Genomic DNA, 24,076 nt, shown 5'->3' on the forward strand with positions numbered 1-24,076 from the left:
CCCTGTCTGTCCGCGTCAGGCATCCGAGCGAACGGGCAGGGCCGGTTCTGATTGCTGAGTGGCCACCCACGACAACCTTGAGGCTAGTGAGCGGCGATCTCGACTACCGGCAATATGCGCGGGCCAAAACACGCCGCGCAAGTGAGCGGACATGCGTCTTCGGGGTGCGCGTATGCAGGCTATTGCTACAGGATCATTGGCCTCGCCGGCTACGGGCGGCGAAGCGCACGGCCTCTTCGGCCGCCTTGAACAGGGCTTTCGCCTTGTTGATGCATTCGAGCTGTTCGGAGGCCGGGTTCGAATCGTAGACGATGCCGGCGCCGGCCTGGACCTGCATGCGGCCGTCCTGGACGACCGCCGTGCGCAGGACGATGCAGGTGTCCATCTCGCCATTGGCGCCGAAATAGCCGATGCAGCCGCCATAGGCGCCGCGTCCGTCCTTCTCCAGCTCGTCGATGATCTCCATGGCGCGCACCTTCGGCGCGCCTGAGACGGTGCCGGCAGGGAAGCCGGCAGCGAGGGCCGAGAGCGCGTCGTGCTCGCCGGAGATGCGTCCCTCGACGTTCGAGACGATGTGCATCACCTGGCTGTAGCGCTCGATGAAGAAGGAATCGGTGACATTGACGCTGCCGATCTCCGCAACGCGGCCGACATCGTTGCGGCCGAGGTCGAGCAGCATCAGATGCTCGGCCCGCTCCTTGGGATCGGCCAGCAACTCGTCGGCGAGAGCCTCGTCGGCAGCGGGCGTTGCGCCGCGCGGGCGGGTGCCGGCGATCGGCCGGATGGTGACCTTGCCGTCGCGCAGGCGAACCAGAATCTCGGGGCTCGAGCAGACGATCTGGAAGGCCTCGAAATCAAGATAGCAGAGAAAGGGCGCCGGATTGACCCGCCGCAGCGCCCTGTAAAGCGCGAAGGGCGGCAATTCGAACGGCGCTTCGAAGCGCTGGGAGAGCACGACCTGGAAGATGTCGCCGGCACGGACATATTCCTGCGCGGTCGCGACCATCGCGTGGAACTCGGCCTCGCTGGTGTTCGATGTGGATTCCGGATGCGGGATCGCCGCAATGTCGATGCCGGCTTCATCGGGCAGGGGGCCTTCGAGCGCCCGTACCACCGCGTCCAGCCGCTCCTGCGCCCGTTCATGCGCCGCGCGAGCCGGGACGTTCGCCAGCGGGCGCACCGGCGTCACCACCGTGATCTCGTCGCGGATCGAATCGAACACGACCATCAGCGTCGGGCGGGTCAGGATCGCGTCGGGCACGCCGGGGCCGGTGGCTTTCGCTTCCGGCAGGCGCTCCATCAAGCGCACCATGTCGTAGCCGAGATAGCCGAAGACACCGGCGGCCATAGGCGGCAGGCCGTCGCGATCGGGGATGGCACTCTCAGCGAGCAGGGCGCGCAGCGACTCGAAGGCCGGGCGCGGATCGGCGACGAAATCCTCATCCTGAGCGAGGCGGCGAAGCGAGGCCTGCCCGCGATGGCAGCGCCAGATCAGGTCGGGATCGAGCCCGATCATCGAGTAGCGGCCGCGCACGGCGCCGCCCTCGACGGATTCGAGCAGGAACGCCGGGCCCCCATAGGTATGGCGCAGTTTCAGGAAGGCGGCGACCGGCGTCTCGCAATCGCCGACCAGCGAGAGCGTCAGCAATTGCGGCTCGCCGGCCTGATAGGCGGCGGCGAAGCGGGCGAAATCGGCGGCCGGATCCATGCGTCCTGCTTCAGTTCTGGCCGCCGGTGGCGTTGCGCAACGCCGCCTGGTTGAGCTGCACGCCGAGATCGTTCTGCAGCTTGCCGACATATTGGGCGAGGAGATCCTCGCTAATGCTCGACGTCAGCAGCCTGACGAAATTCTCGGCATCCTCGGTGGTGCGGGCATAGGGGCTGACCGTCGCCGACTTGACCTGGAAGACGACGCGGCCGGTGTTTTCGACCGCGGCCGAGCCCGCCTTGCCGGCCGGCGTGCCGAAGACCAGCGAGACGACATTGCGCGGCAGGGCGTCGCTCTGGTCCTGACGGCCGAGCGTCGCATCCTCCAAAGCAAGTCCCTGGGCGAAGGCGAGCGCGTCGAGCTTCTCGCCGGCGTCGAGCTTCTGCACGATCTCGCGGGCCTGGGCCGAGAGGCGCGAGGCGACCTCGTCGGAGCGCCATTGCTTCTCGACCTCCGCCTTGACCTCGTCGAAGCCGCGCTCGCGCGGCGGATCGATCTTGGTCACGTCGAACCAGACATAGCCGCCATTATTGGGCAGGCGCACCGCTTCGTTGTCGACGCCGATATCAGTGCGGAACAGCGCCTGCAGCGTCGTGTCGCCGCCGGGGAGGGAGGTCTCCTGCGTGCCGTCGGCCTTGCCGAGGCTGGCATCGGCCGGGCCGAAATTGCGCAGAGGGAGATTGAACTCCTTGGCGATCTCCGGCAGCGGCCTGGCCGAGGCGCGCTGGTCCTCGACCTTGTCGTGCAGATCGGTCAGCTGCTCGGCGGCGCGGCTCGTCGCGACATCGCGACGGACCTCGTCGGCGACCTCTTCGAAGCTCTTCAGACGGGCCGGCTCGATCGCCGGGACGCGCAGCAGCACGACGCCGAAGCCGCCCTGCACGGGCTCGCTGACCGCGCCCTGCGCCAAAGCGAAGGCGGCATCGCGCACGGCCGGATCGAACAGGCCCTCGCGGGTGAAGGTGCCGAGCGTCAGATCGGCCTCGGCGACATTGCGGCTGGCACCGATCGCCTCGAAGGTCTCGCCGGCGTCGATCCTGGCCTTGGCAGCCTTGGCCTCCTCCATCGAGGGAAAGCCGATCTGCTGGACGGTGCGGCGCTCGGCCGAACCGAAGCGCTGGGTCTTGATCTGCTCGTAGCGGGCGCGGGCGTCGGCGTCGCTGACCTTGCTCGGGTCGGCAAGGCTGGCCGCCGTCAGGACCAGTACGTTGGCGGTACGGTACTCGGGCGCGCGGAAGGCGGCCTTGCGTTCGTCGAAATACTTGCGCAGCACCTCGGCGCTCGGCGCCGGGATCTCGCCGGCGGCGCTCTCGGGCAGGGTGATATAGGCGATCTCGCGCTGCTCATGGCGCAGACGATGGCCGAGCTCCTGCAGTGCGACCGGGGCCGTGACCGCGCCGACGACCATCTCGGCGATCTCCTGGCGCATCGTCGCGGCGCGCTGCTCGCGCACGAACTGCTGCTCGGTCAGGCCGATCGCGCGCAGCAGCTCGTTGAAGCGGGCCGGATCGAACTGGCCGGCAGCGTTCTTCAGGTTCGGATCGGTGAAGAGGATCGTGCGCACGGTCTCGTCGGAGACGGCGAGACCCAGCTTCGCGGCCGTCTGGTCCAGCGTTGCGTCGGTGACGAGGCGCGAGAGCACGCGCTGGTCTAGGCCGAGCGCCCGGGCCAGATCGGGGCTGATCTGGCGGCGCTGCTGGCGCTGCAGCTGCTGGATCTCGTTCTGATAGGCCGTGCGCACCTGCTCGAGGCCGATCTCGGTCTTGCCGACGACGGCGACGGCGTTGCGGCCATAGCCGCGGAAGATGTCGCCGATGCCCCAGACCGCGAAGGAGATGATCAGGAAGCCGAACATCACGGCGATGATGAGCTTGCCGATCAAGCTCTGCCCCGCCTTGCGGATGCCCTGCATCATCATGGTCTTATCTTCCCGATCCTCTCGCGGCCGTGCCGCTGCGCGCCGCTTATAGGAAGAGCGACGCCTTCCGGCAATCGCTCTGGATCGCCTTGATTGCGATCGGGGTACGGCATTGCTAGAGCCAGATGGACAAGATTTGGAGAGCAGCCGTGACGCGAACGATCAAGCCGCTGGTGGCGGGCAACTGGAAGATGAACGGGCTGAAGGCCGACCTCGCCATCGCAGCCGAGGTCGCCAAGGGCCACGACGCCACGCTGCGGCGGGCCGTCGACCTCGCGATCTGCCCGCCCGCGACGCTGCTGTTCACGCTGACGGCTTCGCTGATCGGCTCGCGCATCGCGACCGGCGGGCAGGATTGCAGCGCCCATGCCAGCGGCGCCTATACCGGCGAGGTCTCGGCGCCGATGCTGGTCGATGCCGGCGCGACCTATGCGATCGTCGGGCATTCCGAGCGCCGGACCCTGCATGGCGAGAGCAATGCGCAGGTGAAGGCCAAGGCCGAGGCGGCGCTGGCTGCGGGATTGACGCCGATCGTCTGCGTCGGCGAGACCAAGGACGAGCGCGAGGCCGGCAAGGCGCTGGCGATCGTGAAGAGGCAACTGCGCGGCTCGGTGCCGGACGGCGCGAGCGCAGCTTCGCTGGTCGTCGCCTATGAGCCGGTCTGGGCTATCGGCACCGGCCTGACCCCGACAGCGGCCGATGTCGCGCAGATGCACGAGGCGATCAGGGCCGAGCTCGGGCGCATCCTCGGCAAGGCTGTGGCCGCCGGCGTCAGGCTGCTCTATGGCGGCTCGGTCAAGCCGAGCAATGCCGCCGAGCTGATGAACGTCGCCAATGTCGATGGCGCGCTCGTCGGTGGCGCCAGCCTCAAGGCCGAGGACTTCCTCTCGATCGCGCGCGCCTGCGCCTGATCCGAAGGGAGATTGAAATCGCAGGTGGCATGGGCGGAAAGCCCATGCTATGGCCAGCGCCGTTCCGCGGGATGCCGCCATCTTGGCAGGCGCCCGCGCCATACCCATTTCGAGAGCCATGCAGAACGTCCTCATCGTCATTCACCTGCTGATCGTGATCGCGCTGGTCGGCGTCGTGCTGCTGCAGCGCTCCGAAGGCGGCGGCCTCGGCATGGGCTCGGGCGGCGGAGGCGGCGTCGGCGGCTTCATGACCGGCCGCGGCCAGGCCAATGCGCTGACCCGCGCCACGGCCATTCTCGCCGGTCTGTTCTTCATCACCTCGATCGCGCTGGCGGTGATGGCGACGCATGGCCGCACGCAGCGCTCGATCATCGACGGCGCCCCGGCGCCTGCCGGCACGACCGCCCCGGCCGCCCCGAGCGGGCCTTCCGCGCCGAATGCCGGCGGGGTGCTCGACCAGCTCCGGCAGATGCAGAACCAAGGCGGGTCGCAACCGCCGCAGCCGGGAACCCCGACGCGGTGACCGGAACGAGACAAGGGCAGGGGCCGGGAAACCGGCCCTTCTCTTTTGTGGACAAGCGTAGAGTGCAGGATCGGTCTGCGCCGACCCGCTTAGCGAATCGAAATCCTAGCGTTAAAGGTGATCTCCCATGACGCGGTATGTTTTCATCACCGGCGGCGTGGTGTCCTCGCTTGGCAAAGGCCTGGCGGCGGCTGCTCTGGCTGCTCTCCTGCAGGCGCGTGGCTATAAAGTCCGCCTGCGCAAGCTCGACCCCTATCTCAATGTCGATCCGGGCACGATGAGCCCGTATCAGCATGGCGAGGTCTTCGTCACCGACGACGGCGCCGAGACCGATCTCGATCTCGGCCATTACGAGCGCTTCACCGGCCGGCCCTGCAACAAGGGCGACAACATCACCACCGGCCGCATCTACATGGACATCCTGACGCGCGAGCGCCGGGGCGACTATCTCGGCGCCACCATCCAGGTGATCCCGCACGTCACCAATGCCATCAAGGAATTCGTCCTCTCCGGGAATGACGGCTACGACTTCGTGCTGGTCGAGATCGGCGGCACGGTCGGCGACATCGAGAGCCTTCCCTTCCTTGAGGCGATCCGCCAGACCAACCAGCAATTGCCGCGCGGCCAGTGCATCTTCCTGCATCTGACGCTGCTGCCCTATATTCCGACCGCCGGCGAGCTGAAGACCAAGCCGACGCAGCACTCTGTCGCCGAGCTGCGCTCGATCGGCATCCAGCCCGACATCCTGCTCTGCCGCACCGACCGCGAGATCCCGGTCGAGGAGCGGCGCAAGCTCGCGCTGTTCTGCAATGTCCGCGAGACCGCAGTGATCGAGGCCCGCGACGTTGCCTCGATCTATGATGTGCCGCTGTCCTATCACGCCGAGGGGCTCGATACCGAGGTCCTGGCCGCCTTCGGTCTGGACGACAAGACCGCCCCCGACATCAGCAACTGGCGGCGTATCTCCGAGCGGATCAAGAACCCGGAAGGCGAGGTCACCATCGCCATCGTCGGCAAGTACACCGGGATGAAGGACGCCTATAAGTCGCTGATCGAGGCGCTGACCCATGGCGGCATCGCCAACCGGGTCAAGGTCAATCTCGACTGGATCGAGTCCGAGGTGTTCGAGAAGGAGGATCCGGCGCCGTTCCTCGAGCATGTCCACGGCATCCTCGTGCCCGGGGGATTCGGCCATCGCGGCGCCGAGGGCAAGATCAAGGCGGCGAGCTTCGCCAGGCAGCGCAAGGTGCCCTATTTCGGCATCTGCTTCGGCATGCAGATGGCAGTGATCGAAGCGGCGCGCTCGCTCGCCGGCGTCAAGGACGCCAATTCGACCGAGTTCGGCCCGACCGAGCAGCCCGTCGTCGGCCTCATGACCGAGTGGATGCGCGGCAACGAGCTGGAGCAGCGCTTCTCCGGCGGGGATCTCGGCGGCACGATGCGGCTCGGCGCCTACCAGTCGAAGCTGTCGGACGACACCAAGATCGCGCAGATCTACGGCTCGACCGAGATCTCCGAGCGGCATCGCCACCGCTACGAGGTCAATATGGGCTATCGCGAGCTGCTCGAGGCCAAGGGCCTGCGTTTCAGCGGCGTCTCGCCCGACGGACTGCTGCCGGAGACGGTCGAATATCCCGACCATCCCTGGTTCATCGGCGTGCAGTACCATCCCGAGCTGAAGTCGCGGCCGTTCGAGCCGCATCCGCTCTTCGCCAGCTTCATCGAGGCGGCAGTGGTGCAGAGCCGCCTGGTCTGATCCTTGGCGATCAATCGACCGGCACCGCGACCCAGGGGTGGCGGTGCTGGGTGTAGACCTGCTTGCCCGGCGCCGGAAAATCCGGGTCGGCGAAGGCGCCGACGGCGACCGCAATCATCTCCGGCTTGCGCAATGGCTCCCAATAGACCGTGCTGCCGCAGCGTGGGCAGAAGTGCTGCGTAACGTCGAAGCCGCTGTCGGCCTCGCGGCTATAAGATTTCGCTTCGCCGCTGATCTCGACATCTGATCGCGGGAAGAAGGCGGCGATGCCATAGGTGCTGCCGGTGCGCCGCTGGCATTCCCGGCAATGGCAGAGCGAGACGAGCGCCGGCTCGCCGCGGCAGATCAGGCTCAGAGCCCCGCAAGAGCATTGGGCATGTCTGTCCTTCATGGAGCGTCTCCGTGACGTCGTCCGCGTGTTCACAGCCCAGGCCGCGACAGTCTGGCGCGCCGGCGCCGCTGACGTATAGTGATCTCCTTGAGCATCATGGCATGCAAGGGGCGGCAGCATGACGATCTCGATGGCCGGGTTGCCGGCGTTCATTCTGTATTTCTGCGTCGGGTTCGCGCTGATCGCCGGTTTTGCCGCGGTCTACATGCGGCTCACCAACCATGACGAGATCGCGCTGATCCGCGGCGGCAATCTCTCCGCCGCGATCGCCTTCGGCGGCAATCTGGTCGGCTTCTCGGTGCCGCTGGAGACGGCGATCGAGCAGGCGGCGAGCATTCCCGACCTGGTGATCTGGGCGGTGATCGCCATGGTCGTCCAGTTTGGCGCCTATGGCTTTGCCCGCATCGTCATCCCCGATCTCTCGCGCAAGATCGAGGAGGACCGGATTCCCTCGGCAGCGATGCTGGCAGTGATCGCCGTGATCAGCGGCACGCTCGCCGCTGCCAGCATGAGCTTGTAGGAGGCCGCAATGAAGCGCTCGACCCAGATCGGGCTCGCCGCGGCAGGCGTGGTGCTTGTCGCGACCTACTGGTCGCTCTCCGGCGGCGAGACCGATGATTCGCTGGTCTACAGCAATCTCGCCGAGTGCCGGGCAGCCAATCTGCTCGGCTCCAGCCAGTGCGAGCAGCGCTTCAACGAGGCCTCCGCCAATCATCTGCGCGATGCCAAGAAGTTCACCAGCAGTGCTTCCTGCGAGCAGGAATACGGCGCCAGCGGTTGCCAGAGCGCGGTCTGGAACAATGCCCAGGTCTTCATCCCGGCCTTGGCTGGGATCATGCTGGCGCGGCAGTTCATGTCGGGCGGCGGCGCGGCGCAGCCATTGCTGCCGCCGACCAGCGCGGCCTGTCCGCCAGGTACGCGCCAGCCCGGCTCCGGGCGTCCCGAATGCGAGCAGCCCGCCCGGAGCTCGTCATCCTCTTCGTCGAGTGGCGGCTATTATGGCGGCAGCAGCAGCCGTTCGCGCGCCTATACGACCACCTCCGGCCAGGCGATGGTCGCGCGCAACATCTCCTCGACCGGCATGGCGAGCACGCCGAGCGTCGCCTCCCGCGGCGGCTTCGGCTCGACCTCGCGCTCCTTCTCCTCCTCGTCGTCGTCCTGACCGATGCAGCGCCTTCGCCCATCACCACGCAAGAACTGGCAGGGCGAGGCCGAGCGTCTCGGCTTCGCTTATCACACGCTCGACGGCGAGATCTATTGGGACGAGAGCGTCGCCTATGCCTTCTCGCTGAAGGAGATCGAGGAAGACATCGAGGCTCCGACCAGCGAGATCGAAGGCCTGTGCTTCGCCTTCGTCGAGCGTGCCCTCAAGGACGAGGCCATCCTGCGCCGGCTCGCGATCCCGGAGCCGCAATGGAGCCTGATCCGCGACAGCTGGCAGCGCGGCGATCGCAATCTCTATGGCCGACTCGACCTCGCCTATGACGGCAAGGGGCCCGCAAAGCTGCTTGAATACAACGCCGACACGCCGACCTCGCTGTTCGAGGCGGCCGTGGTGCAATGGGACTGGCTCGAGCAGGCGATGGCGCAGGGCCTGATCTCGCGCGGCTGCGACCAGTTCAACTCGCTGCACGAGCGCCTGATCGCCGCCTTCGGCCAGCTGCGCAGTCCGAAACCGGAACGCATGCACTTCACCTGCGTGCAGGGCAGCGTCGAGGACAAGGGTACGGTCGACTATCTGATGGATTGTGCCGGCCAGGCCGGAATCGACGCCCGTTTCACCTTCATCGAGGAGATGGGCCTGCTCGCCGACGGGCGCTTCTGCGATGGCGCCAGCCTGCCGATCGAGATGCTGTTCAAGCTCTATCCCTGGGAGTGGCTGTTCCGCGAGCAGTACGCCTCGGCGCTTGCCGGCTCGCGCTGCCAGTTCGTCGAGCCGCCCTGGAAGGCGCTCGTCTCCAGCAAGGGGCTGCTGCCCTATCTCTGGGAGATGGCGCCCGGCCACCCCAACCTCCTGCCTGCCTATTTCGAGGACGATCCGCGCTGCGCGGAGCTGGGCGCGAACCACGTCCGCAAACCGCTCTATTCGCGCGAGGGCGCCAATGTGACGCTCATCGAGGGCGGTACGGTGCGCGACAGCGATGATGGGCCCTATGGCGCCGAGGGCTTCATCCTGCAGGCGACCGCGATGCTGCCGAACTTCGACGGCAACTATCCGGTGCTCGGCTCCTGGCTGGTGGCTTCGCAGCCTTGCGGGCTCGGCATCCGCGAGGATACGACTCCGATCACCAAGAACACCTCGCGCTTCGTGCCGCATTTCATCGAGCCTTGACCCTCTGGAAAGCTCCCAGTCGTCCCGGGCGGAGCGAAGCGGAGACCCGGACCCATTCCGGAACGGTTCAGGCATGGATCCCGGATCGGCGCCGCTATCGCGGTTTGTCCGGGATGACCCTCAGGATGAGATCATAATGACCACGACCTCCGAACCACGCGGCCTCGATCACCTCGTCATCGGCGTCGCCGATCTCGATGTGGCCGGCGCCTTCTACGCCGCTCTCGGCTTCCGCGTCGGCGCGCGCAATCGCCACCCCTGGGGAACCGAGAACCGGATCGTCCAGTTTCCCGGCGCTTTCCTGGAACTGATCACCGTCGGCGACGCGACACTGATTCCGCCGCATGCGCCGCGGCAGTTCTCCTTCGGCGCCTTCGTGCGCGACGCGCTGGCGCAGGGCGAGGGGATGTCGATGCTGGTGCTGGAGAGCCGCGATTCGACCGGTGATGCCGAGGGCTTTCGCAGCGCCGGCATTGGCGACTTCGAGCCCTTCTTCTTCGAACGGCAGGCACGCCGGCCGGATGGCAGCGAGGTCCGCGTCGCCTTTTCGCTCGCCTTTGCCGAGAATCGGACGGCGCCTGAGTGCGGCTTCTTCGTCTGCCAGCAGCACGAGCCGCAGAACTTCTGGAACCCGGCTTTCCAGCAGCACGAGAACGGCGCGAGCGGGCTTTCCGCCGTGTTCCTGGTGGCGCAGGAGCCGGCCGCGCAAACGGCTTTCCTCAGCGCCTTCTCCGGCGCCGAGAGCTTCGCGACGCCGGAGGGAGGCTTGCGCCTGCCGCTGCCGCGTGGACGGCTGGAGGTGCTGACCCCCGGGGCCGCTGAGGCCGTGCTTGATGGCGAGAGCCGTCGGCAAGAGGCTCATTTCGCCGGCTTTGCGGTCACGGTGCCGGATTTCGAACCTCTGCGGCAGCGGCTCTTGGAGCGCGGCATCGCTCACCGCCAGGAGGGCGCCCGCTTCGTCGTTCCGGGGAGTGCGGCCTTCGGCTGCGCCATCATCTTCGAGCGCGGCTGACCCTTCGCTCAGTTCGCCCTGGGTTCGGCGCCGGCACGGGCCGGCCCTTCGGGCAGGTTGGCCAGCAGGCCGAGCAAGGCCCGGTCGTGCAGGACGACCATGCGCTCCTTCGGCTTTAGCCAGATCATCGCGTCGGCGATCGTCTCGGCATCGATCAGCTTGGCCTGCGCCACGGCGCGGTCCGGCTCGATCTCGCCGCGCCGGCGCGACTGGACCTGCGGCAGCATGGCTTCATGGTTCGCGCGCAGCATCGGATCGGCGTGCAGGGTCGCAAGCCCGTCGGCATCGTCGAAGCCGGCCTGCGAGAACTCGGCCTGGAGCGCGTTGGCCCGCACGGCGATCGCCGGCGGATCGCCTTCCTCCGGCGTCAGCAAGAGCCCGCGCCGCTTCAGCCAGAGGCCGAGCGCGAGGTTGCCCGAGGCCCAGGAGAGCGGAATCGCCAGCAGCAAGCCGACGATCGTCGGCGACATCCAGGCGAAGAGCGAGGTCGCGATCATGAAGGCCGACAGGCCGGCGACGAGTCCGAGCAGGGTATGGGCGCGGTGCCTGCGAATGATGTCGTTGAGCGGGATCGAGCCGTCGTCGCGGCGCTGCGGATTCCAGCCGGTGTCGCGGCCGACCAGGATCTGGAAGACCGAGCCGGACTGGATCACCATCATGATCGGCGCGAAGAAGGCCGAGAACAGGATCTCCAGCAGGGCCGAAAGGACGAGCCGGATACCGCCGCCGCAGGCGCGCCTGAGCTTGCCGTCGAACAGCGTCAGCAGGAGGCCGAACAGCTTCGGCGCCAGGAGGATCGCCATGGTCAGCCCGAACAGGTTGAGCGCGCGTTCGGGGTCGAAGCGCGGCCAGACCGGGAAGAGCCGGAACTCCTCGGTGAAATATTCCGGCCTGGCGTAATTGACCTGCAGCACGATCAAAATGCCGACCACCAGCTGCATCAGCCAGAAGGGCGAGGCGAGATAGGCCATCATGCCGGTGGCGAAATGCTGGCGGGTCGAGAGCTTCAGGCCCTTGGCGCCGATGATGCGCGAATGTTGCAGATTGCCCTGGCACCAGCGCCGGTCGCGGGTGGCGATGTCGATCAGCGAAGGCGGGCTCTCCTCATAGGAGCCCGTCAGGTCGGGCAGCATGTAGACCGACCAGCCGGCGCGCCGGATCAGCGCTGCCTCGACAAAATCGTGGCTGAGGACGTGGCCGCCGAAGGGCGGCTTGCCCTTGAGATCGGGCAGGCCGCAATGATCGGCGAAGGCCTTCGTCCTGATGATCGCGTTGTGGCCCCAGTAGTTGCCGTCGCGGCCGGACCAGATCGCCAGGCCCGTCGCGATGACCGGGCCGTAGACCCGCGCCGCGAACTGCTGCAGGCGCGCGAAGAAGGTGTTGCGGTTGATGATCAACGGCAGCGACTGGATGATGCCAGCGTCGGGGTCGGCCTCCATCGCCGCGGCGAGGCGCACGATGCAGGTGCCGGTCATCAGGCTGTCGGCGTCGAGCACGACCATATGGGGGTAATGTCCGCCCCAGCGCGTGACGAAGTCGGCGATGTTGCCGGCCTTGCGGTGATGGTTCTTCGGCCGGTGGCGATAATAGATGCGCGCATCCGGTCCAAGCCGCTGGCGCAGGGCCAGGAAGGCGCGTTCCTCCGCCACCCAGATGTCGGGGTTGGTGGTGTCGGAGACGATGAAATAGTCGAAATGGGCGCCCAGTCCCGTCGCCTCGATCGACTCGCGGATTGCCGCCACGGCCGCAAAGGTCCGTGCCGTCGATTCGTTGTAGATCGGCATGACCACGACGGTCTTTTGCGTCAGCGTCTCGGCGCGGGGGCTCTTCACCAGCCTGAAGAGCAGGGCGCAGAAGCCGAGGATCGCGCTGGTGAAGGCGAGAGCGATCCATGAGAAGTTCACGGTGAAGAGGACGAGCAGCACGTACTGCAGGAAGGTCGTGCGGCTGACCGACACGACATGGTACATCTCCCAGGCGCCGTAGGCGGTCAGCGCCCAGGCGCCGCCGAAGACGAAAATCCGGGCGAGCCAGGGCGTCTGCCAGGCCTGCGGTACAGCCGGCTTGCGCCCCTCGGGGGCGTTCCAGCTGCGGAAGGACTGCACCGGCATCTCCAGCCGGTTCTCGGGCGGCGTCGCCTCGACCGGGGCGGGATAGCCGGTCGCGACCTCGATCTCGGCCGGGCGGGCAGCTACGTCCACAGTCACCAGGTCCACCGATTGAGCAGGGTTTCCGAAACCGGCTGGCCGCCGGCGTCGAGCACGAGGCGCAGTTCCGAGAGCGTCTCGCTGCCGGGATCGACCTCGAAGGCGACGCGCATGGTGCGTCGTTCCGGATAGGGCCAGAGCCGCAGGTTCTGGATCGAGCCCGGCGTTGCCGTAACATTGGCGCGGATGGCGGCGACGAGGGCAGCATCGCCAAGCCTGTCGCCGGTGAAGTCGACGAGGAAGCGGCGTCGGCGCGCCTGCGAGCCCCGGCCTTGCCGGATGCGCGTCGCGGTGGCGAGCGGCGGGCGCTCGGGCGGCTGCCAGCACCAGGCCTGCCGATAGGCGATCGTCGTCTCGCTGCCGGCGGCGATCGGCTGGCGCGGGCGCCAGTAGCTGATGATGTTGTCGTTGAGCTCGGATTCGCTGGGGATTTCGATCAACTGGACCGAGCCCGGTCCCCAGTCGCCAAGCGGCTCCATCCAGACGCTCGGCCTGAGTTCGAAGCGCTGGTCGTCGTCGACGAAGGCATTGGGATCGCGCTCGCGCTGGACCAGACCGAAGCCGCGCGGATTGGAATCCTGGAAGGACGAGACCTGCAGATTGGCCGGGTTGCTGACCGGTCGGTAGATCCATTCGCCGTTGCCGGTGAGCATCTGCACGCCGGAGACCTCGTGGACCGCCGGGCGCAGATCATCGAAGCCGCGCCGGCTCTGCGGCCCGGAGAGATAGGTGCCCATCACGCAGCCGAAGCCGACATGGTCGAGATTGGCACGGGCGAACAGGGTCATCTCGACATCGATGAAGGTCACGTCGCCCGGGCGCAGCGTCATGCGGACTGCGCCAGTGACGCTCTCGGAATCGAGCAGCGCGTGGATGATCAGCATACCGGCGGCGGCGCTCGGCCGCTCGATCCAGTAGGCGCGGAAGAAAGGGATTTCCTCGCCGCGCGTCTCGCCGGGTCGCAGAATCAGGGCGCGAGCCACGGCCCCGAAATTCTGGCCGCGCGCCAGCGAGCGGAAGAAGGTCGCGCCCTGGAAAAGCGCCAGCTCATAGGGACGCTCCAGCCCTGCCGAAACGCGGAAGCCCGAGAATTGGAGGTCTGCGCCCGCAGGCGGGGGCGCCACGCGGCCATAGTTGAACTTGCTGGGATCGAAGGCGACGCGCCGGACGATCTCGTCCTCGACCGTGAACAGGCTGACCGGCGACGAGAAGACATAGCCGCGGTGCAGCGGCTCGACGGTGAAGCCGCGATTCTCGCCGGCCCAGATCATGCCCGAAGGCTGCGCCCTGATGCCGACATACTGGTCGTAGGGCAGGGTGGCGTAGCCCTCCGGCAGGTCGGTGGCGACCAAGGGCACCATCGGCCGGCGCGAGAGCACGCGCGCCGCTTCGACGACGAGTGCGGGATCGAAGCGTTGTCCTTCGGCGATAACCGATTGCACCAGCCCGGCCCATGCCGTCGGGGCCTGCGCCGCCGCAGTGCCGACGGCAAACCGCTGCGCGATGGCGCCGGTCGCTGCGAGGCTCAAAAATCGACGGCGATTCAAGGATTTCGACATGATATCCAACTTGGGCCGGCAAAGCTCTGCCGACTTGCGCTTCTAGAGCATTTCGCGCGGGGCTGAAAAGCGCAGTGCAAGGCCAAAGGCGAAAAAAGGAGCGCCTTGCATGCAGGAATGCCATGCTGAAAACGAAGCCGTGCCGAATGGCTCGTCAGAGGCCGGCATCTGGGCGCTTCGTCCGCTGGGCTTTGCCAAATCCGCTCGCTATCGGCTATCCACCGCCGGGCGGCATTCGCCTGCGCCCGCGACGACGGCCGGTCGTGGCCGCGCTTCCTCGTTAACGAGCATGTGACAGGACGATCATGACGGAAATGCAGCCCGCCCGGACCTGTCTTGCCATCGTGCTGGCCGCGGGCGAGGGGACCCGGATGAAATCGGCACGGCCGAAGGTGCTGCACGAGGTGGCTGGCCGCTCGCTGCTCGGCCATGTCCTGGCAGCCGTGACGACCGCCGGCGCCGATGCGCTCGCTGTGGTCATAGGGCCCGATCGTCCCGATGTGGCGGCCGAGGTCAGGAAGCATGCTCCGCACGCCGCGGTCTTCGTCCAGAGCGAGCGCAAGGGGACCGCGCATGCGGTGCTGGCGGCCCGTGAGAGCCTGGCGGGCAAGCACGACGATGTGCTGGTGGCGTTTGCGGATACGCCGCTGGTGCGTCCCGAGACCTTCGCCGACCTGCGCAAGGCGTTGCATGGCGGTGTCGGCGTTGCGGCGCTGGGCTTCGAGGCGAAAGATCCAGCCGGCTATGGTCGTTTCGTCACCCAGGACGGTGCGCTGCACGCCATCGTCGAACACAAGGATGCCGACGAGGCGACGCGCAGGATCACCCTGTGCAATGCCGGGCTGATGGCGCTCGACGGCAAGAAGGCCCTTGGTATCCTCGACGCGATCGGCTGCGCCAATGCGCAGAACGAATATTACCTGACCGACGCCGTTGCAGTGGCGCGAGCGCAAGGCTTGAAGACGGTCGCAAGGGTTGCGCCCGAGGCCGAGGTGCAGGGGGTCAACGATCGGGTCCAGCTCGCGGCCGTCGAGGCCGATTTCCAGCGCCGCAAGCGGCTTGAGGCGATGCTGGCCGGCGCCACGCTGATCGCGCCCGAAACCGTGTTCTTCAGCCATGACACTGTGATCGGCCGCGATGTCCTGATCGAGCCCAACGTCGTCTTCGGCCCCGGCGTCAAGATCGCGGACAATGCCGTCATTCACGCCTTCTCGCATCTCGAGGGGGCGAGCGTCGGCCCAAGCGCCTCGATCGGCCCCTATGCGCGCCTGCGCCCGGGTGCCGAACTGGCGAAGGGCGCCAGGGTCGGCAACTTCGTCGAGATCAAGGCGGCAGCGATCGGCGAGGGCGCCAAGGTCAACCACCTGACCTATATCGGCGATGCCGAGATCGGCGCGAACGCCAATATCGGCGCCGGCACGATCACCTGCAATTATGACGGCTTCGTCAAGTCTAAGACGATCATCGGCGAGGGCGCCTTCGTCGGTTCCAACTCCGCGCTGGTCGCGCCGGTGACGATCGGGGCGGGTGCCTATGTCGGCTCGGGCTCGGTCATCACCCGCGACGTCAAGCCGGATGCGCTCGCCGTCGCGCGCGGCCGGCAGATGGAGCGCGAGGGCTGGGCTTCGGCCTTCAGGGCTGCAGCGCAGGCCCGAAAGGCCCGACAATAAGCGATTTGCAAGGCATTTCGTTCACAGTTCGATATTCAACGTGATTTCGCATTTGCCGGCTCGCGGCTTATTGCGATGCACATCGATATCAACGGATGAGGCACATCCATGTGCGGGATCGTGGGCATTCTCGGCAAGCAGGCCGTCGCCGGCCAGGTCGTCGAGGCGTTGCGGCGGCTCGAATATCGCGGCTATGATTCAGCCGGCGTCGCGACCCTCGAAGGCGGCCGGCTCAGCCGCCGCCGTGCCGAGGGCAAGCTCAAGAATCTCGAAGTGCGCCTCTCCAACGAGCCGCTCGATGGCTTGATCGGCATCGGCCATACCCGCTGGGCGACGCATGGCAAGCCGACCGAGAGCAATGCCCATCCGCACGCCACGGAGAAGCTCGCGGTCGTCCACAACGGCATCATCGAGAACTTCCGCGAGCTCAAGGCCGAGCTCGAGGCCGACGGCCACGTCTTCGCCAGCGAAACCGATACAGAGGTCATCGCCCATCTCGTCACCCGCGAGCTCGATCGCGGCAAGGACCCGATCGCGGCGGTCGGAGCGTCGCTGCCGCATCTGCGTGGCGCTTTCGCGCTCGCCTTCCTGTTCGAGGGACAGGAAGACCTGCTGATCGGCGCCCGCAAGGGCTCGCCGCTCGCAGTCGGCATCGGTGACGGCGAGATGTATCTCGGCTCGGATGCGCTGGCCTTGGCGCCTTTCACCAATCTGATCGCCTATCTCGACGAGGGCGACTGGGTGGTGCTGAACCGCAAGGGTGCGACCTTCTACGACGCCGACGGGAGCCAGGTCGAGCGCCGCGCCCAGCGCGTCGCGGCCGGTGCCTTCCTGGTCGAGAAGGGCAATCACCACCACTTCATGGCCAAGGAGATCTACGAGCAGCCGGAAGTGGTCGGCCATACGCTGACGCATTATATCGACATGGCGAATGGCGTGACGCGGCTGCCTTTCGAGACGCCGTTCGACTGGAAGAGCCTGTCGCGCCTGTCCGTCTCGGCCTGCGGCACAGCTTACTACGCCGGTCTCACCGCCAAATACTGGTTCGAGAAGCTCGCCCGCCTGCCGGTCGAGATCGATGTGGCCTCGGAGTTCCGCTATCGCGAGGCGCCGCTGCCGGCGAACGGGCTCGCGCTCTTCGTCTCGCAATCGGGCGAGACCGCCGACACGCTCGCCTGCCTGCGCTATGCCCGCCAGGAAGGCCAGCACATCATGTCGGTGGTCAACGTGCCGACCTCGACGATCGCGCGCGAGAGCGACGTCGTCGCTCCGACGCTGGCCGGCCCCGAGATCGGTGTCGCCTCGACCAAGGCCTTCACCTGCCAGCTGACGGCGCTCGCTGGCCTCGCCATCGCCGCGGCCCGCGCTCGGGGCACGCTCACGGCCGAGCAGGAAGCGGCTTACGTCCAGGAACTGATCGCGCTACCCGGCCTGATGGCGCAGGCGCTGACGCTGGAGTCCGAGATCGAGAAGCTCGCCCGCAAGCTCTCCAGGGCGCGCGACGTGCTCTATCTCGGCCGCGGCACCGCCTTCCCACTGGCGCTGGAAGGCGCGCTGAAGCTCAAGGAAATCAGCTACATCCACGCCGAAGGTTATCCGGCCGGCGAGCTCAAGCACGGCCCGATCGCGCTGATCGACGAGGACATGCCGGTCATCGTCATCGCCCCGCACGATGCGCTCTTCGAGAAGACGGCCTCGAACATGCAGGAGGTCGCGGCACGCGGCGGCCGGATCATCCTGATCACCGACGCCAAGGGAGCGGCCGAAGCCGGGGTCGTGCCGGAGGCGACGATCATCATGCCGGAGATGGATCCGCTGTTCGCGCCGATCGTCTATGCGGTGCCGATCCAGATGATCGCCTATCAGACGGCCGTCTTCATGGGCAAGGACGTCGACCAGCCGCGCAATCTGGCGAAGTCGGTCACCGTCGAGTGATCTCTACCCGGTTCTAGTCCGGCTCCGGCCGGCTTGCGACATAGGTGCCGGCGGCGATCAGGCCGGCGCCGCTCAGCCAGAGCGCGATCGGCGGCGCATCGGTCGCCGCCACGATGACGAAGCTCAGCAGCATCGAGCCGCAAGCGAGATATTTCGTCCTGCGGGCAATCGCGCCGGTTTCCCGCCAGCGCACGATCTGCGGGCCGAGCCGGGGGTGATTGACCAGCCAGGTTTCGAACCGCGGCGAGGAGCGCGAGAAGCACCAGGCCGCCGCGATCAGGAAGACGGTGCCGGGCATCACGGGCAGGATCAGCCCGATGATTCCGAGCAGTACGCAGAGCCAGCCGACCGCAAGATAGAGCGGCCGATGCCAGCGGCGTTGAGATCTGGACGGTTCGGACACGAGGCCTATCGACGAATCGGGGGCTAGTCAGCGGCTGGCGCTCGGCTATCGTTCGATAGTGCGGCGCAATATGGTCAGGCCGCAAGAGCGACGGAGACCCGGATCGCCTATGACTGCCCGCACGCCCGATCCGCGCCTCGTCGTCCAGCCCGATCTGCTGCGGCCAACCTTCGGGACCAGGCTCAGGCGCTATTTCCTGACCGGTCTCGTGCTGGCAGCGCCGCTCGCCATCACCGCCTCGGTGACCTGGTGGTTCATCAACCTGGTCGACGGCATGGTGAAACCGCTGGTGCCGGCCCAGTTCTGGCCCGAAAACCATCTGCCGTTCCCGCTGCCCGGCTTCGGCCTGATCATCGCCCTGATCGGCCTGACGGTGATCGGCTTTTTTGCCGCGAACCTGGTCGGGCGCACCCTGATCGGCGCCGGCGAATCGCTCCTCAACCGGATGCCGGTGGTGCGCGGCCTCTACAAGGGCGTGAAACAGATCTTCGAGACGATCTTCTCGCAGTCCGGCACCTCGTTCCGGACGGTCGGCATGGTGCAGTTTCCGCAGCCGGGCATGTGGTCGATCGTCTTCATCGCCCAGGAGGCGGCGCCGGAGATCGCCGGCAAGCTGCCCGACGGCGACGAGCAGATCGGCGTCTTCCTGCCCTGCACGCCGAATCCGACCACCGGGTTCTTCTTCTATCTGCCGCGGCGCGAGATCGTCGAATTGTCGATCTCCGTCGAGGATGGCGCCAAGCTGATCATGTCGGCTGGGCTGATCCAGCCCGGCGAGCCATTGTCGGACGGGGCGAAGTAACTCAGCCTTTCAGCGGCACCCAGATCTCGACGATGCCGTTGCCGCTGGCGCCGTCGAAGCGCTGGTCCATGCGTTCGAGCGTGACGCCCATCGCCGGCTCCCGGCCCGATTTCGGCAGCCAGTCGCGCCAGATCGCCTCATAGGTCTGCTTGATGCCGGTGATGTGGCCGCTGTGCTCGAACACGGCACAGAGTTGCTCCGGCACGCTCAGCCGGGCGAACTCGTCGGGCAGGTCGCCGAACGAAGCGACTTCCGCACCGGCAATATAATCGAAGGCGCCGACATCGTCGCAGTTGTAGCTCGCGCCATAGGCGACATAGCCCTTCTGGCCGGGGATATGGCCGAAATGCGGGGCGATTCTCTGCCAGAGCAGCGGAATACCTTGCGTGTTGTCGACCGAGAAATGACCGTTGAAGCCGGCGATCAGCAAGGGGGTACCGGTGACGATACGCGGCTCGGCGAGGGGAGTGCGGTTTGCAGCGTGCATGGACAGAGGCTCCACGAGAGCAAGAGATGACAGATCGCGTCTCGATCGCAGTTCGTCCGGCGTGATGCCGAACTGCTCGCGAAAGGCGCGGGTGAAAGCCTCGTGAGAGCCATAGCCCCAGTCGAGCGCGACCTGAAGGATGTCGGGTGCCCCATCGGCGAGCTGGCGCGCCGCTTCCGAAAGCCGGCGCTCGCGCACATAGCGCATCACCGAGCGGCCGGTCGCCACGCCGAAGGCGCGGCTGAGATGGAAGCGAGAGACGCCGCTGACCTCCGCGATCTCGTCGAGCGAGAGCTCGGAGGCGAAGCGGCTTTCGATGCACCAAAGGGCTTTCTTGATCGGGTCCATGGCTCACTCACGAAACGCCGGCACCATGGCGGAGGCGAAGCGCGTCTGCTTGATCAGGATTGCTGTCGCTCTTTCCAGCGCGCAGCCTTGGCGACATCGAGGAAGGCCCGCAGCGCCGGCGGCACGGCGCGGTGGCCGGGATAGTAGATCGCGACCCGCTCTGGGGCGGGCGTCCACGCTGCCAGAACCCGGCGAAGGCGACCCTTGGCCAGCGCCGCCTCGGCCGCCGGGCTGGCGACATAGGCGATGCCGAGGCCCGTGATCGCGGCATCCACCATCAGTTCCTCGTCGTCGAGGATGACCGGGCCGGCTGCCTCGATCGTCAGCGCCTGTCCGGCCCGCTCGAACTCCCAGCGATAGAGTTTCCCGCCCGGCACGCGATGGCCGATGCAGCGGTGTCGCGTGAGCTCGTCGGGCGTCCGTGGCTCGCCGAAGCGTTCGAGATAGGCCGGCGACGCGACGCAGACGAAGCTGACCGCGCCGGCAAAGGGCACGGCGATCATGTCCTTCGGAATCGAGTCTACGAGGCGGACCCCGGCATCGAAACCGCCCGCGACGATGTCGATCAGCTTCCCCTCGACGACGAGGTCGACGACCACGTCGGGAAAGCGTTCGGACATCGCCGGCAGGATGTCGCGCAGGAGGATGGTTGCCCCCAGCCGCGGCGCATTGATCCGGACGGTGCCTGCGACATTGCCGCGGAAGGGGGCAACGCTGTCGAGCGCCTCGTCCAGGGTGGCGAGCGCCGGCTGAAGGCGGCCGAGCAATTCGAAGCCGGCTTCCGTCGGCGAGACGCTGCGTGTCGTGCGGTTGAGCAGGCGCACACCCATACGCTCCTCCAGCGCCCGCATTGCATGGCTCAAGGTGGAGGGCGCCGTGCCGAGCTCGTCCGCCGCGCGCCGGAAGCTGCGACGGGTCGCGACAGTGACGAAGGCGGTCAGGTCGTTCAGCGAAGGGCGAGTCATTGCTGGTGATTTTGCATCAGCGCGTACCAAACTCAACGGCTAATCCGAACAATGGTCGCCCGCTATCTCCTGTCGACTAAAGCGAACCACGCGGAGAGGCCGCTGCGTTCGCAGTCCATGAAAGGAACCGACATGGCTAAACGCGCTGCGATTTTCCCCGCCGATCGGCACGCACTGTACGATCTGCATCAGTATTCGGCCGCGATCCGGCATGGCGACCTGCTCTTCGTCTCGGGCCAGGTCGGCAGCCGCGAGGATGGTTCGCCCGAACCCGTGTTCGAGGACCAGGTCCGGCGAGCTTTCGCCAATCTACGCGCCGTGCTGGCGGCGGCGGGGGCGAGTTTCGATGACGTCATCGACGTCATCTCGTTCCACACCGACCCGCAGACGCAGTTCGAGAAGATGATGGCGATCCGCGCCGAGGAAATCGGCGAGCCGCCCTATCCGACCTGGACCGCCGTGGGCGTGACCTGGCTCGCCGGCTTCGATTTCGAACTTAAGGTCGTCGCCCGGATTCCGTCCAAGGCTACCGAAAACGCCTAGTTCGCGCAGGGCTGAGTATCATCTCAGCCGGCCCGCAGCAGGCGGATCGCGACGTCGCGCTCGAACAGGTAGAGCAGCGTCCGGATTGCCTGGCCGCGTGGCGTCTCCAGCTGCGGATCGCGCTCGATCAGCAGGCGGGCATCGTCGCGCGCGGCGGCGAGGAGATCGCCGTCGATCTCCGGCCGGGCGATGCGCCAGTCGGGCGAGCCGGACTGACGCGTGCCGAGCACCTCGCCTTCGCCGCGCAGCCGTAAGTCTTCCTCGGCGATGCGGAAGCCGTCCTCGCTCTCGCGCATGATGGTGAGGCGCGCTTCCGCCACCTGGCCGAGCGGACCCTTGTAGAGCAGCAGGCAGGTCGAGGCAGCGCTGCCTCGGCCGATCCGCCCGCGCAACTGGTGGAGCTGGGCGAGGCCGAAGCGCTCGGCATGCTCGATCACCATCACCGAGGCCTTGGGCACGTCGACGCCGACCTCGATCACCGTGGTCGAGACCAGCACCCGCGTCTTTCCGCCGGAGAAGGCGGCCATGGCGGCATCCTTGTCGCGTCCCGGCATCTGGCCGTGCAGCAGGCCGACCTTGTCGCCAAAGATGGCCTGCAGCGCCTCGAAGCGTTCCTGCGCCGCCGCGACATCGAGCGTGTCGGATTCCTGCACCAGCGGGCAGACCCAGTAGACCTGCGCACCGGCGTCGAGTGCGCGCCCGACCGCGCCGACCACCTCGTCATAGCGCTCAAGCGAGATCGCCCGCGTGGTGATCGGCTTCCGGCCGGCCGGTTTCTCCGAGAGGATCGAGACGTCCATGTCGCCGAACCAGGTCAGCGCCAGCGTGCGCGGGATCGGCGTCGCTGTCATGACGAGAATGTCGACCGCTTCGCCCTTGGCGCCGAGCAGCAGGCGCTGGTGCACGCCGAAGCGGTGCTGCTCGTCGACGACGGCGAGCGCAAGGTCGTGAAAGGCAACGCCCTCCTGGAACAGCGCATGGGTGCCGACGACAATGTCGATCTCGCCATTCGCCAGGCCTTCCAGCACCTGCCGGCGGCCGGCGCCCTTCTCGCGGCCGGTGAGCAGAGCGAGCTTGAGGCCGGCCTTGTCGGCGAGAGGCGCCAAGCGCTCGGCATGCTGCCGGGCTAGGATTTCGGTCGGCGCCATCAGCACCGATTGTCTTCTGGCTTCGGCTGCGGCTGCCATCGCCATCAGCGCGACCACGGTCTTGCCCGAGCCGACATCGCCCTGGAGCAGGCGCAGCATGCGCTCGGGTTTCTCCATGTCGTCATGGATGTCGGCGATCGCCTTGCGCTGGCCGTCGGTCAGCGTGAAGGGCAGGGCGGTTTCGATGGCGTGGCGCAAGGCGCCGTCGCCGGCGGTGGCGCGGCCGGCCGCCTTCTTCTGCTGGCGGCGCACCAAAGCGAGCGCGATCTGGCTCGCCAGCAATTCGTCATAGGCGATGCGCCGGCGGGCGACCGTTTCCCCTGTCGCGGCCTTGAGATCGACCGGGTGATGCAGAGCGTGGATGGCGTCGCGGAAGGGCACGAAATCGTGCCGTGTCAGGAAGGCCGGATCTTGCCATTCCGGCAGCTCGGGACAGCGCTCGGCCGCTCCGGCGGCGATGCGGGCCATGACGCGCCCGCCTATGCCTTCGGTGAGCCCGTAGACCGGCTCGACCGAGGGCAGGGTGGCGGCGAGCTTGGGATCGAGGATGCGGTCGGGATGCACCATCTGACGCATGCCGTCCCAGAGTTCGAGCTTGCCCGAGATGATACGATAAGCGCCGATCGGCAGGGTCTGCAGGAGATGGCGGACATCGGCATGGAAGAAGACCAGCGTGACGTCGCCGGTTTCGTCCTCGACGATGACGCGATAGGGCGCCTTCGCCTTGGTCGGTGGGGCCGGGCGATGCTCGGTCACTTGCGCCGAGAAAGTCGCGACCTCGCCGATTGGCGCCTCGGCGATGCTCTCGCTCGGCCGTCGGTCGATGGCGCCGGTCGGCAGATGGAACAGCAGATCGATGACGCGAGCGGCATGAGTCTCGTCGCCCAGCAGCCGGTCGAGCGCCTTGGCGAGCTTGGGGCCGACGCCGGAGAGGGCTGTGGCCGGTGCGAAGAGCGGATCGAGGACGGATGGACGCAATGGCTTCACGGCATGTCAGGAGTGCGAGCCCGGCGGCATTCCTGCCGCTGACTTCGCGAGATGGCATCGCTATATAGCTCGCGACGGCAGGCTCCGCGACGGGGCCGGCCCTATTTCCATTTCGCGAGGCCGAAGATGAGTGGCTCGACCCGTAGCAGCGCCGATCTCGACCCGCGCCGGCGCAAGATCCTGTTCCGCGCCTGGCATCGCGGCATGCGCGAAATGGACCTGATCATGGGCCGCTTCGCCGATGCGCAGATCGGCAATCTGACCGATGCGGAGCTCGACGAATTCGAGCGGCTGATCGAAGTACTCGACCGCGACCTTTTGAGCTGGGTGACGGGGGAGGCGCAGGTGCCGGAGAACTACGATACCGACGTCTTCCGGCGGCTAAAAGCATTTCACCAGCACGACAAGCCGATCCATGTGTGAACCGCCGTCATGGTCGGGCTTGACCCGACCATCTCGGAAACCAGTGGG

At 67.0% G+C, this 24,076-nt stretch carries 21 protein-coding genes; 12 read left to right on the top strand and 9 right to left on the bottom strand.

From position 1 onward, the window contains the following. Window positions 1–193: 193 nt before the first annotated feature. Together trpE and V7S63_RS01310 are read right to left on the bottom strand one after the other, a co-directional pair. The gene (gene trpE / locus V7S63_RS01305) at window positions 194–1,708 is read right to left on the bottom strand and encodes an anthranilate synthase component I (protein WP_336528941.1); all 1,515 of its coding nucleotides are present in this window, start codon (window positions 1,706–1,708) and stop codon (window positions 194–196) included. A gap of 10 nt (window positions 1,709–1,718) precedes the next feature. Then, the gene (locus V7S63_RS01310; RefSeq protein ID WP_336528942.1) at window positions 1,719–3,626 is read right to left on the bottom strand and encodes a peptidylprolyl isomerase; all 1,908 of its coding nucleotides are present in this window, start codon (window positions 3,624–3,626) and stop codon (window positions 1,719–1,721) included. A 125-nt stretch (window positions 3,627–3,751) separates the two neighbouring features. On the opposite strand from V7S63_RS01310, the gene tpiA reads away from it, so the two are divergent. The 3 genes from tpiA (at window position 3,752) to V7S63_RS01325 (ending at window position 6,816) form a co-directional block, all read left to right on the top strand. Then, window positions 3,752–4,537, top strand: a complete 786-nt coding sequence (tpiA, locus tag V7S63_RS01315; protein WP_442896397.1) for a triose-phosphate isomerase — start codon at window positions 3,752–3,754, stop codon at window positions 4,535–4,537. A gap of 118 nt (window positions 4,538–4,655) precedes the next feature. Continuing rightward, window positions 4,656–5,060, top strand: coding sequence for a preprotein translocase subunit SecG (secG, locus tag V7S63_RS01320; RefSeq protein WP_091828792.1), 405 nt, complete (start codon window positions 4,656–4,658; stop codon window positions 5,058–5,060). A 127-nt stretch (window positions 5,061–5,187) separates the two neighbouring features. Continuing rightward, complete coding sequence (locus V7S63_RS01325; protein ID WP_091828794.1) at window positions 5,188–6,816, top strand: CTP synthase; 1,629 nt, start codon at window positions 5,188–5,190, stop codon at window positions 6,814–6,816. A 10-nt stretch (window positions 6,817–6,826) separates the two neighbouring features. Here V7S63_RS01325 and V7S63_RS01330 read toward each other — a convergent pair whose 3' ends face one another. Continuing rightward, window positions 6,827–7,207 carry a GFA family protein gene (locus tag V7S63_RS01330; protein ID WP_336528944.1) on the bottom strand — a complete coding sequence of 127 codons (381 nt, stop codon included), beginning with the start codon at window positions 7,205–7,207 and terminating at the stop codon, window positions 6,827–6,829. Between the two features lie 118 nt (window positions 7,208–7,325). Here V7S63_RS01330 and V7S63_RS01335 point away from each other — a divergent pair, with 118 nt between their 5' ends. The 4 genes from V7S63_RS01335 (at window position 7,326) to V7S63_RS01350 (ending at window position 10,551) form a co-directional block, all read left to right on the top strand. After that, on the top strand, window positions 7,326–7,727 hold the full coding sequence (locus V7S63_RS01335) for a DUF350 domain-containing protein (protein WP_091828798.1): 402 nt from the start codon (window positions 7,326–7,328) through the stop codon (window positions 7,725–7,727). 9 nt (window positions 7,728–7,736) lie between these two features. Next, window positions 7,737–8,369, top strand: a complete 633-nt coding sequence (locus V7S63_RS01340) for a DUF1190 domain-containing protein (protein ID WP_336528945.1) — start codon at window positions 7,737–7,739, stop codon at window positions 8,367–8,369. Between the two features lie 3 nt (window positions 8,370–8,372). Then, the gene (locus V7S63_RS01345) at window positions 8,373–9,539 is read left to right on the top strand and encodes a glutathionylspermidine synthase family protein (RefSeq protein ID WP_336528946.1); all 1,167 of its coding nucleotides are present in this window, start codon (window positions 8,373–8,375) and stop codon (window positions 9,537–9,539) included. A gap of 136 nt (window positions 9,540–9,675) precedes the next feature. Next, window positions 9,676–10,551: a VOC family protein gene (locus V7S63_RS01350; RefSeq protein ID WP_336528947.1), complete on the top strand. Its 876-nt coding sequence runs from the start codon at window positions 9,676–9,678 to the stop codon at window positions 10,549–10,551. 8 nt (window positions 10,552–10,559) lie between these two features. On the opposite strand, the gene mdoH is transcribed toward V7S63_RS01350, so the two are convergent. Beyond that, entirely contained in the window at window positions 10,560–12,662 is a 2,103-nt protein-coding gene (gene mdoH, locus V7S63_RS01355) for a glucans biosynthesis glucosyltransferase MdoH (protein ID WP_442896424.1), read from the bottom strand. Between the two features lie 92 nt (window positions 12,663–12,754). Next, a complete protein-coding gene (locus V7S63_RS01360) occupies window positions 12,755–14,287 on the bottom strand; it encodes an OpgD/OpgG family glucan biosynthesis protein (protein ID WP_336528948.1) in 1,533 nt (510 codons plus the stop codon). Between the two features lie 344 nt (window positions 14,288–14,631). Here V7S63_RS01360 and glmU point away from each other — a divergent pair, with 344 nt between their 5' ends. Together glmU and glmS are read left to right on the top strand one after the other, a co-directional pair. Further along, the gene (gene glmU, locus V7S63_RS01365; RefSeq protein WP_336529648.1) at window positions 14,632–15,987 is read left to right on the top strand and encodes a bifunctional UDP-N-acetylglucosamine diphosphorylase/glucosamine-1-phosphate N-acetyltransferase GlmU; all 1,356 of its coding nucleotides are present in this window, start codon (window positions 14,632–14,634) and stop codon (window positions 15,985–15,987) included. Window positions 15,988–16,095: 108 nt separating this feature from the next. Beyond that, complete coding sequence (gene glmS, locus V7S63_RS01370) at window positions 16,096–17,922, top strand: glutamine--fructose-6-phosphate transaminase (isomerizing) (RefSeq protein ID WP_336528949.1); 1,827 nt, start codon at window positions 16,096–16,098, stop codon at window positions 17,920–17,922. 13 nt (window positions 17,923–17,935) lie between these two features. Here the strand turns inward: glmS and V7S63_RS01375 are convergent, their stop codons facing one another. Then, window positions 17,936–18,325 carry a YbaN family protein gene (locus V7S63_RS01375; RefSeq protein WP_336528950.1) on the bottom strand — a complete coding sequence of 130 codons (390 nt, stop codon included), beginning with the start codon at window positions 18,323–18,325 and terminating at the stop codon, window positions 17,936–17,938. A 109-nt stretch (window positions 18,326–18,434) separates the two neighbouring features. On the opposite strand from V7S63_RS01375, the gene V7S63_RS01380 reads away from it, so the two are divergent. Next, a complete protein-coding gene (locus V7S63_RS01380) occupies window positions 18,435–19,127 on the top strand; it encodes a DUF502 domain-containing protein (RefSeq protein WP_336528951.1) in 693 nt (230 codons plus the stop codon). 1 nt (window position 19,128) lies between these two features. Here V7S63_RS01380 and V7S63_RS01385 read toward each other — a convergent pair whose 3' ends face one another. After that, complete coding sequence (locus V7S63_RS01385) at window positions 19,129–19,962, bottom strand: AraC family transcriptional regulator (protein ID WP_336528952.1); 834 nt, start codon at window positions 19,960–19,962, stop codon at window positions 19,129–19,131. A gap of 53 nt (window positions 19,963–20,015) precedes the next feature. Continuing rightward, window positions 20,016–20,927 (bottom strand): LysR family transcriptional regulator, encoded by a 912-nt coding sequence (locus tag V7S63_RS01390; protein WP_336528953.1) that lies wholly within the window; start codon window positions 20,925–20,927, stop codon window positions 20,016–20,018. A gap of 132 nt (window positions 20,928–21,059) precedes the next feature. On the opposite strand from V7S63_RS01390, the gene V7S63_RS01395 reads away from it, so the two are divergent. After that, window positions 21,060–21,470, top strand: a complete 411-nt coding sequence (locus tag V7S63_RS01395) for a RidA family protein (protein WP_336528954.1) — start codon at window positions 21,060–21,062, stop codon at window positions 21,468–21,470. Between the two features lie 23 nt (window positions 21,471–21,493). Here the strand turns inward: V7S63_RS01395 and recG are convergent, their stop codons facing one another. After that, the gene (recG, locus tag V7S63_RS01400; protein ID WP_442896398.1) at window positions 21,494–23,596 is read right to left on the bottom strand and encodes an ATP-dependent DNA helicase RecG; all 2,103 of its coding nucleotides are present in this window, start codon (window positions 23,594–23,596) and stop codon (window positions 21,494–21,496) included. 135 nt (window positions 23,597–23,731) lie between these two features. On the opposite strand from recG, the gene V7S63_RS01405 reads away from it, so the two are divergent. Next, window positions 23,732–24,028, top strand: coding sequence for an FAD assembly factor SdhE (locus tag V7S63_RS01405; protein WP_091828826.1), 297 nt, complete (start codon window positions 23,732–23,734; stop codon window positions 24,026–24,028). Window positions 24,029–24,076 lie beyond the last annotated feature (48 nt).

This window comes from Allobosea sp. CCNWLY174 (genome assembly GCF_037120455.1).
In the GTDB taxonomy this organism is placed as follows: domain Bacteria; phylum Pseudomonadota; class Alphaproteobacteria; order Rhizobiales; family Beijerinckiaceae; genus Allobosea; species Allobosea lupini.

What these genes read in the sequence shown, in the direction of transcription:
- trpE (WP_336528941.1), bottom strand. Translation starts at nt 1,708, where the DNA reads ATGGATCCGGCCGCCGATTTCGCCCGCTTCGCCGCCGCCTATCAGGCC.
- V7S63_RS01310 (WP_336528942.1), bottom strand. Translation starts at nt 3,626, where the DNA reads ATGATGATGCAGGGCATCCGCAAGGCGGGGCAGAGCTTGATCGGCAAG.
- tpiA (WP_442896397.1), top strand. Translation starts at nt 3,752, where the DNA reads ATGGACAAGATTTGGAGAGCAGCCGTGACGCGAACGATCAAGCCGCTG.
- secG (WP_091828792.1), top strand. Translation starts at nt 4,656, where the DNA reads ATGCAGAACGTCCTCATCGTCATTCACCTGCTGATCGTGATCGCGCTG.
- V7S63_RS01325 (WP_091828794.1), top strand. Translation starts at nt 5,188, where the DNA reads ATGACGCGGTATGTTTTCATCACCGGCGGCGTGGTGTCCTCGCTTGGC.
- V7S63_RS01330 (WP_336528944.1), bottom strand. Translation starts at nt 7,207, where the DNA reads ATGAAGGACAGACATGCCCAATGCTCTTGCGGGGCTCTGAGCCTGATC.
- V7S63_RS01335 (WP_091828798.1), top strand. Translation starts at nt 7,326, where the DNA reads ATGACGATCTCGATGGCCGGGTTGCCGGCGTTCATTCTGTATTTCTGC.
- V7S63_RS01340 (WP_336528945.1), top strand. Translation starts at nt 7,737, where the DNA reads ATGAAGCGCTCGACCCAGATCGGGCTCGCCGCGGCAGGCGTGGTGCTT.
- V7S63_RS01345 (WP_336528946.1), top strand. Translation starts at nt 8,373, where the DNA reads ATGCAGCGCCTTCGCCCATCACCACGCAAGAACTGGCAGGGCGAGGCC.
- V7S63_RS01350 (WP_336528947.1), top strand. Translation starts at nt 9,676, where the DNA reads ATGACCACGACCTCCGAACCACGCGGCCTCGATCACCTCGTCATCGGC.
- mdoH (WP_442896424.1), bottom strand. Translation starts at nt 12,662, where the DNA reads ATGCCGGTGCAGTCCTTCCGCAGCTGGAACGCCCCCGAGGGGCGCAAG.
- glmU (WP_336529648.1), top strand. Translation starts at nt 14,632, where the DNA reads ATGCAGCCCGCCCGGACCTGTCTTGCCATCGTGCTGGCCGCGGGCGAG.
- glmS (WP_336528949.1), top strand. Translation starts at nt 16,096, where the DNA reads ATGTGCGGGATCGTGGGCATTCTCGGCAAGCAGGCCGTCGCCGGCCAG.
- V7S63_RS01380 (WP_336528951.1), top strand. Translation starts at nt 18,435, where the DNA reads ATGACTGCCCGCACGCCCGATCCGCGCCTCGTCGTCCAGCCCGATCTG.
- V7S63_RS01385 (WP_336528952.1), bottom strand. Translation starts at nt 19,962, where the DNA reads ATGGACCCGATCAAGAAAGCCCTTTGGTGCATCGAAAGCCGCTTCGCC.
- V7S63_RS01390 (WP_336528953.1), bottom strand. Translation starts at nt 20,927, where the DNA reads ATGACTCGCCCTTCGCTGAACGACCTGACCGCCTTCGTCACTGTCGCG.
- V7S63_RS01395 (WP_336528954.1), top strand. Translation starts at nt 21,060, where the DNA reads ATGGCTAAACGCGCTGCGATTTTCCCCGCCGATCGGCACGCACTGTAC.
- V7S63_RS01405 (WP_091828826.1), top strand. Translation starts at nt 23,732, where the DNA reads ATGAGTGGCTCGACCCGTAGCAGCGCCGATCTCGACCCGCGCCGGCGC.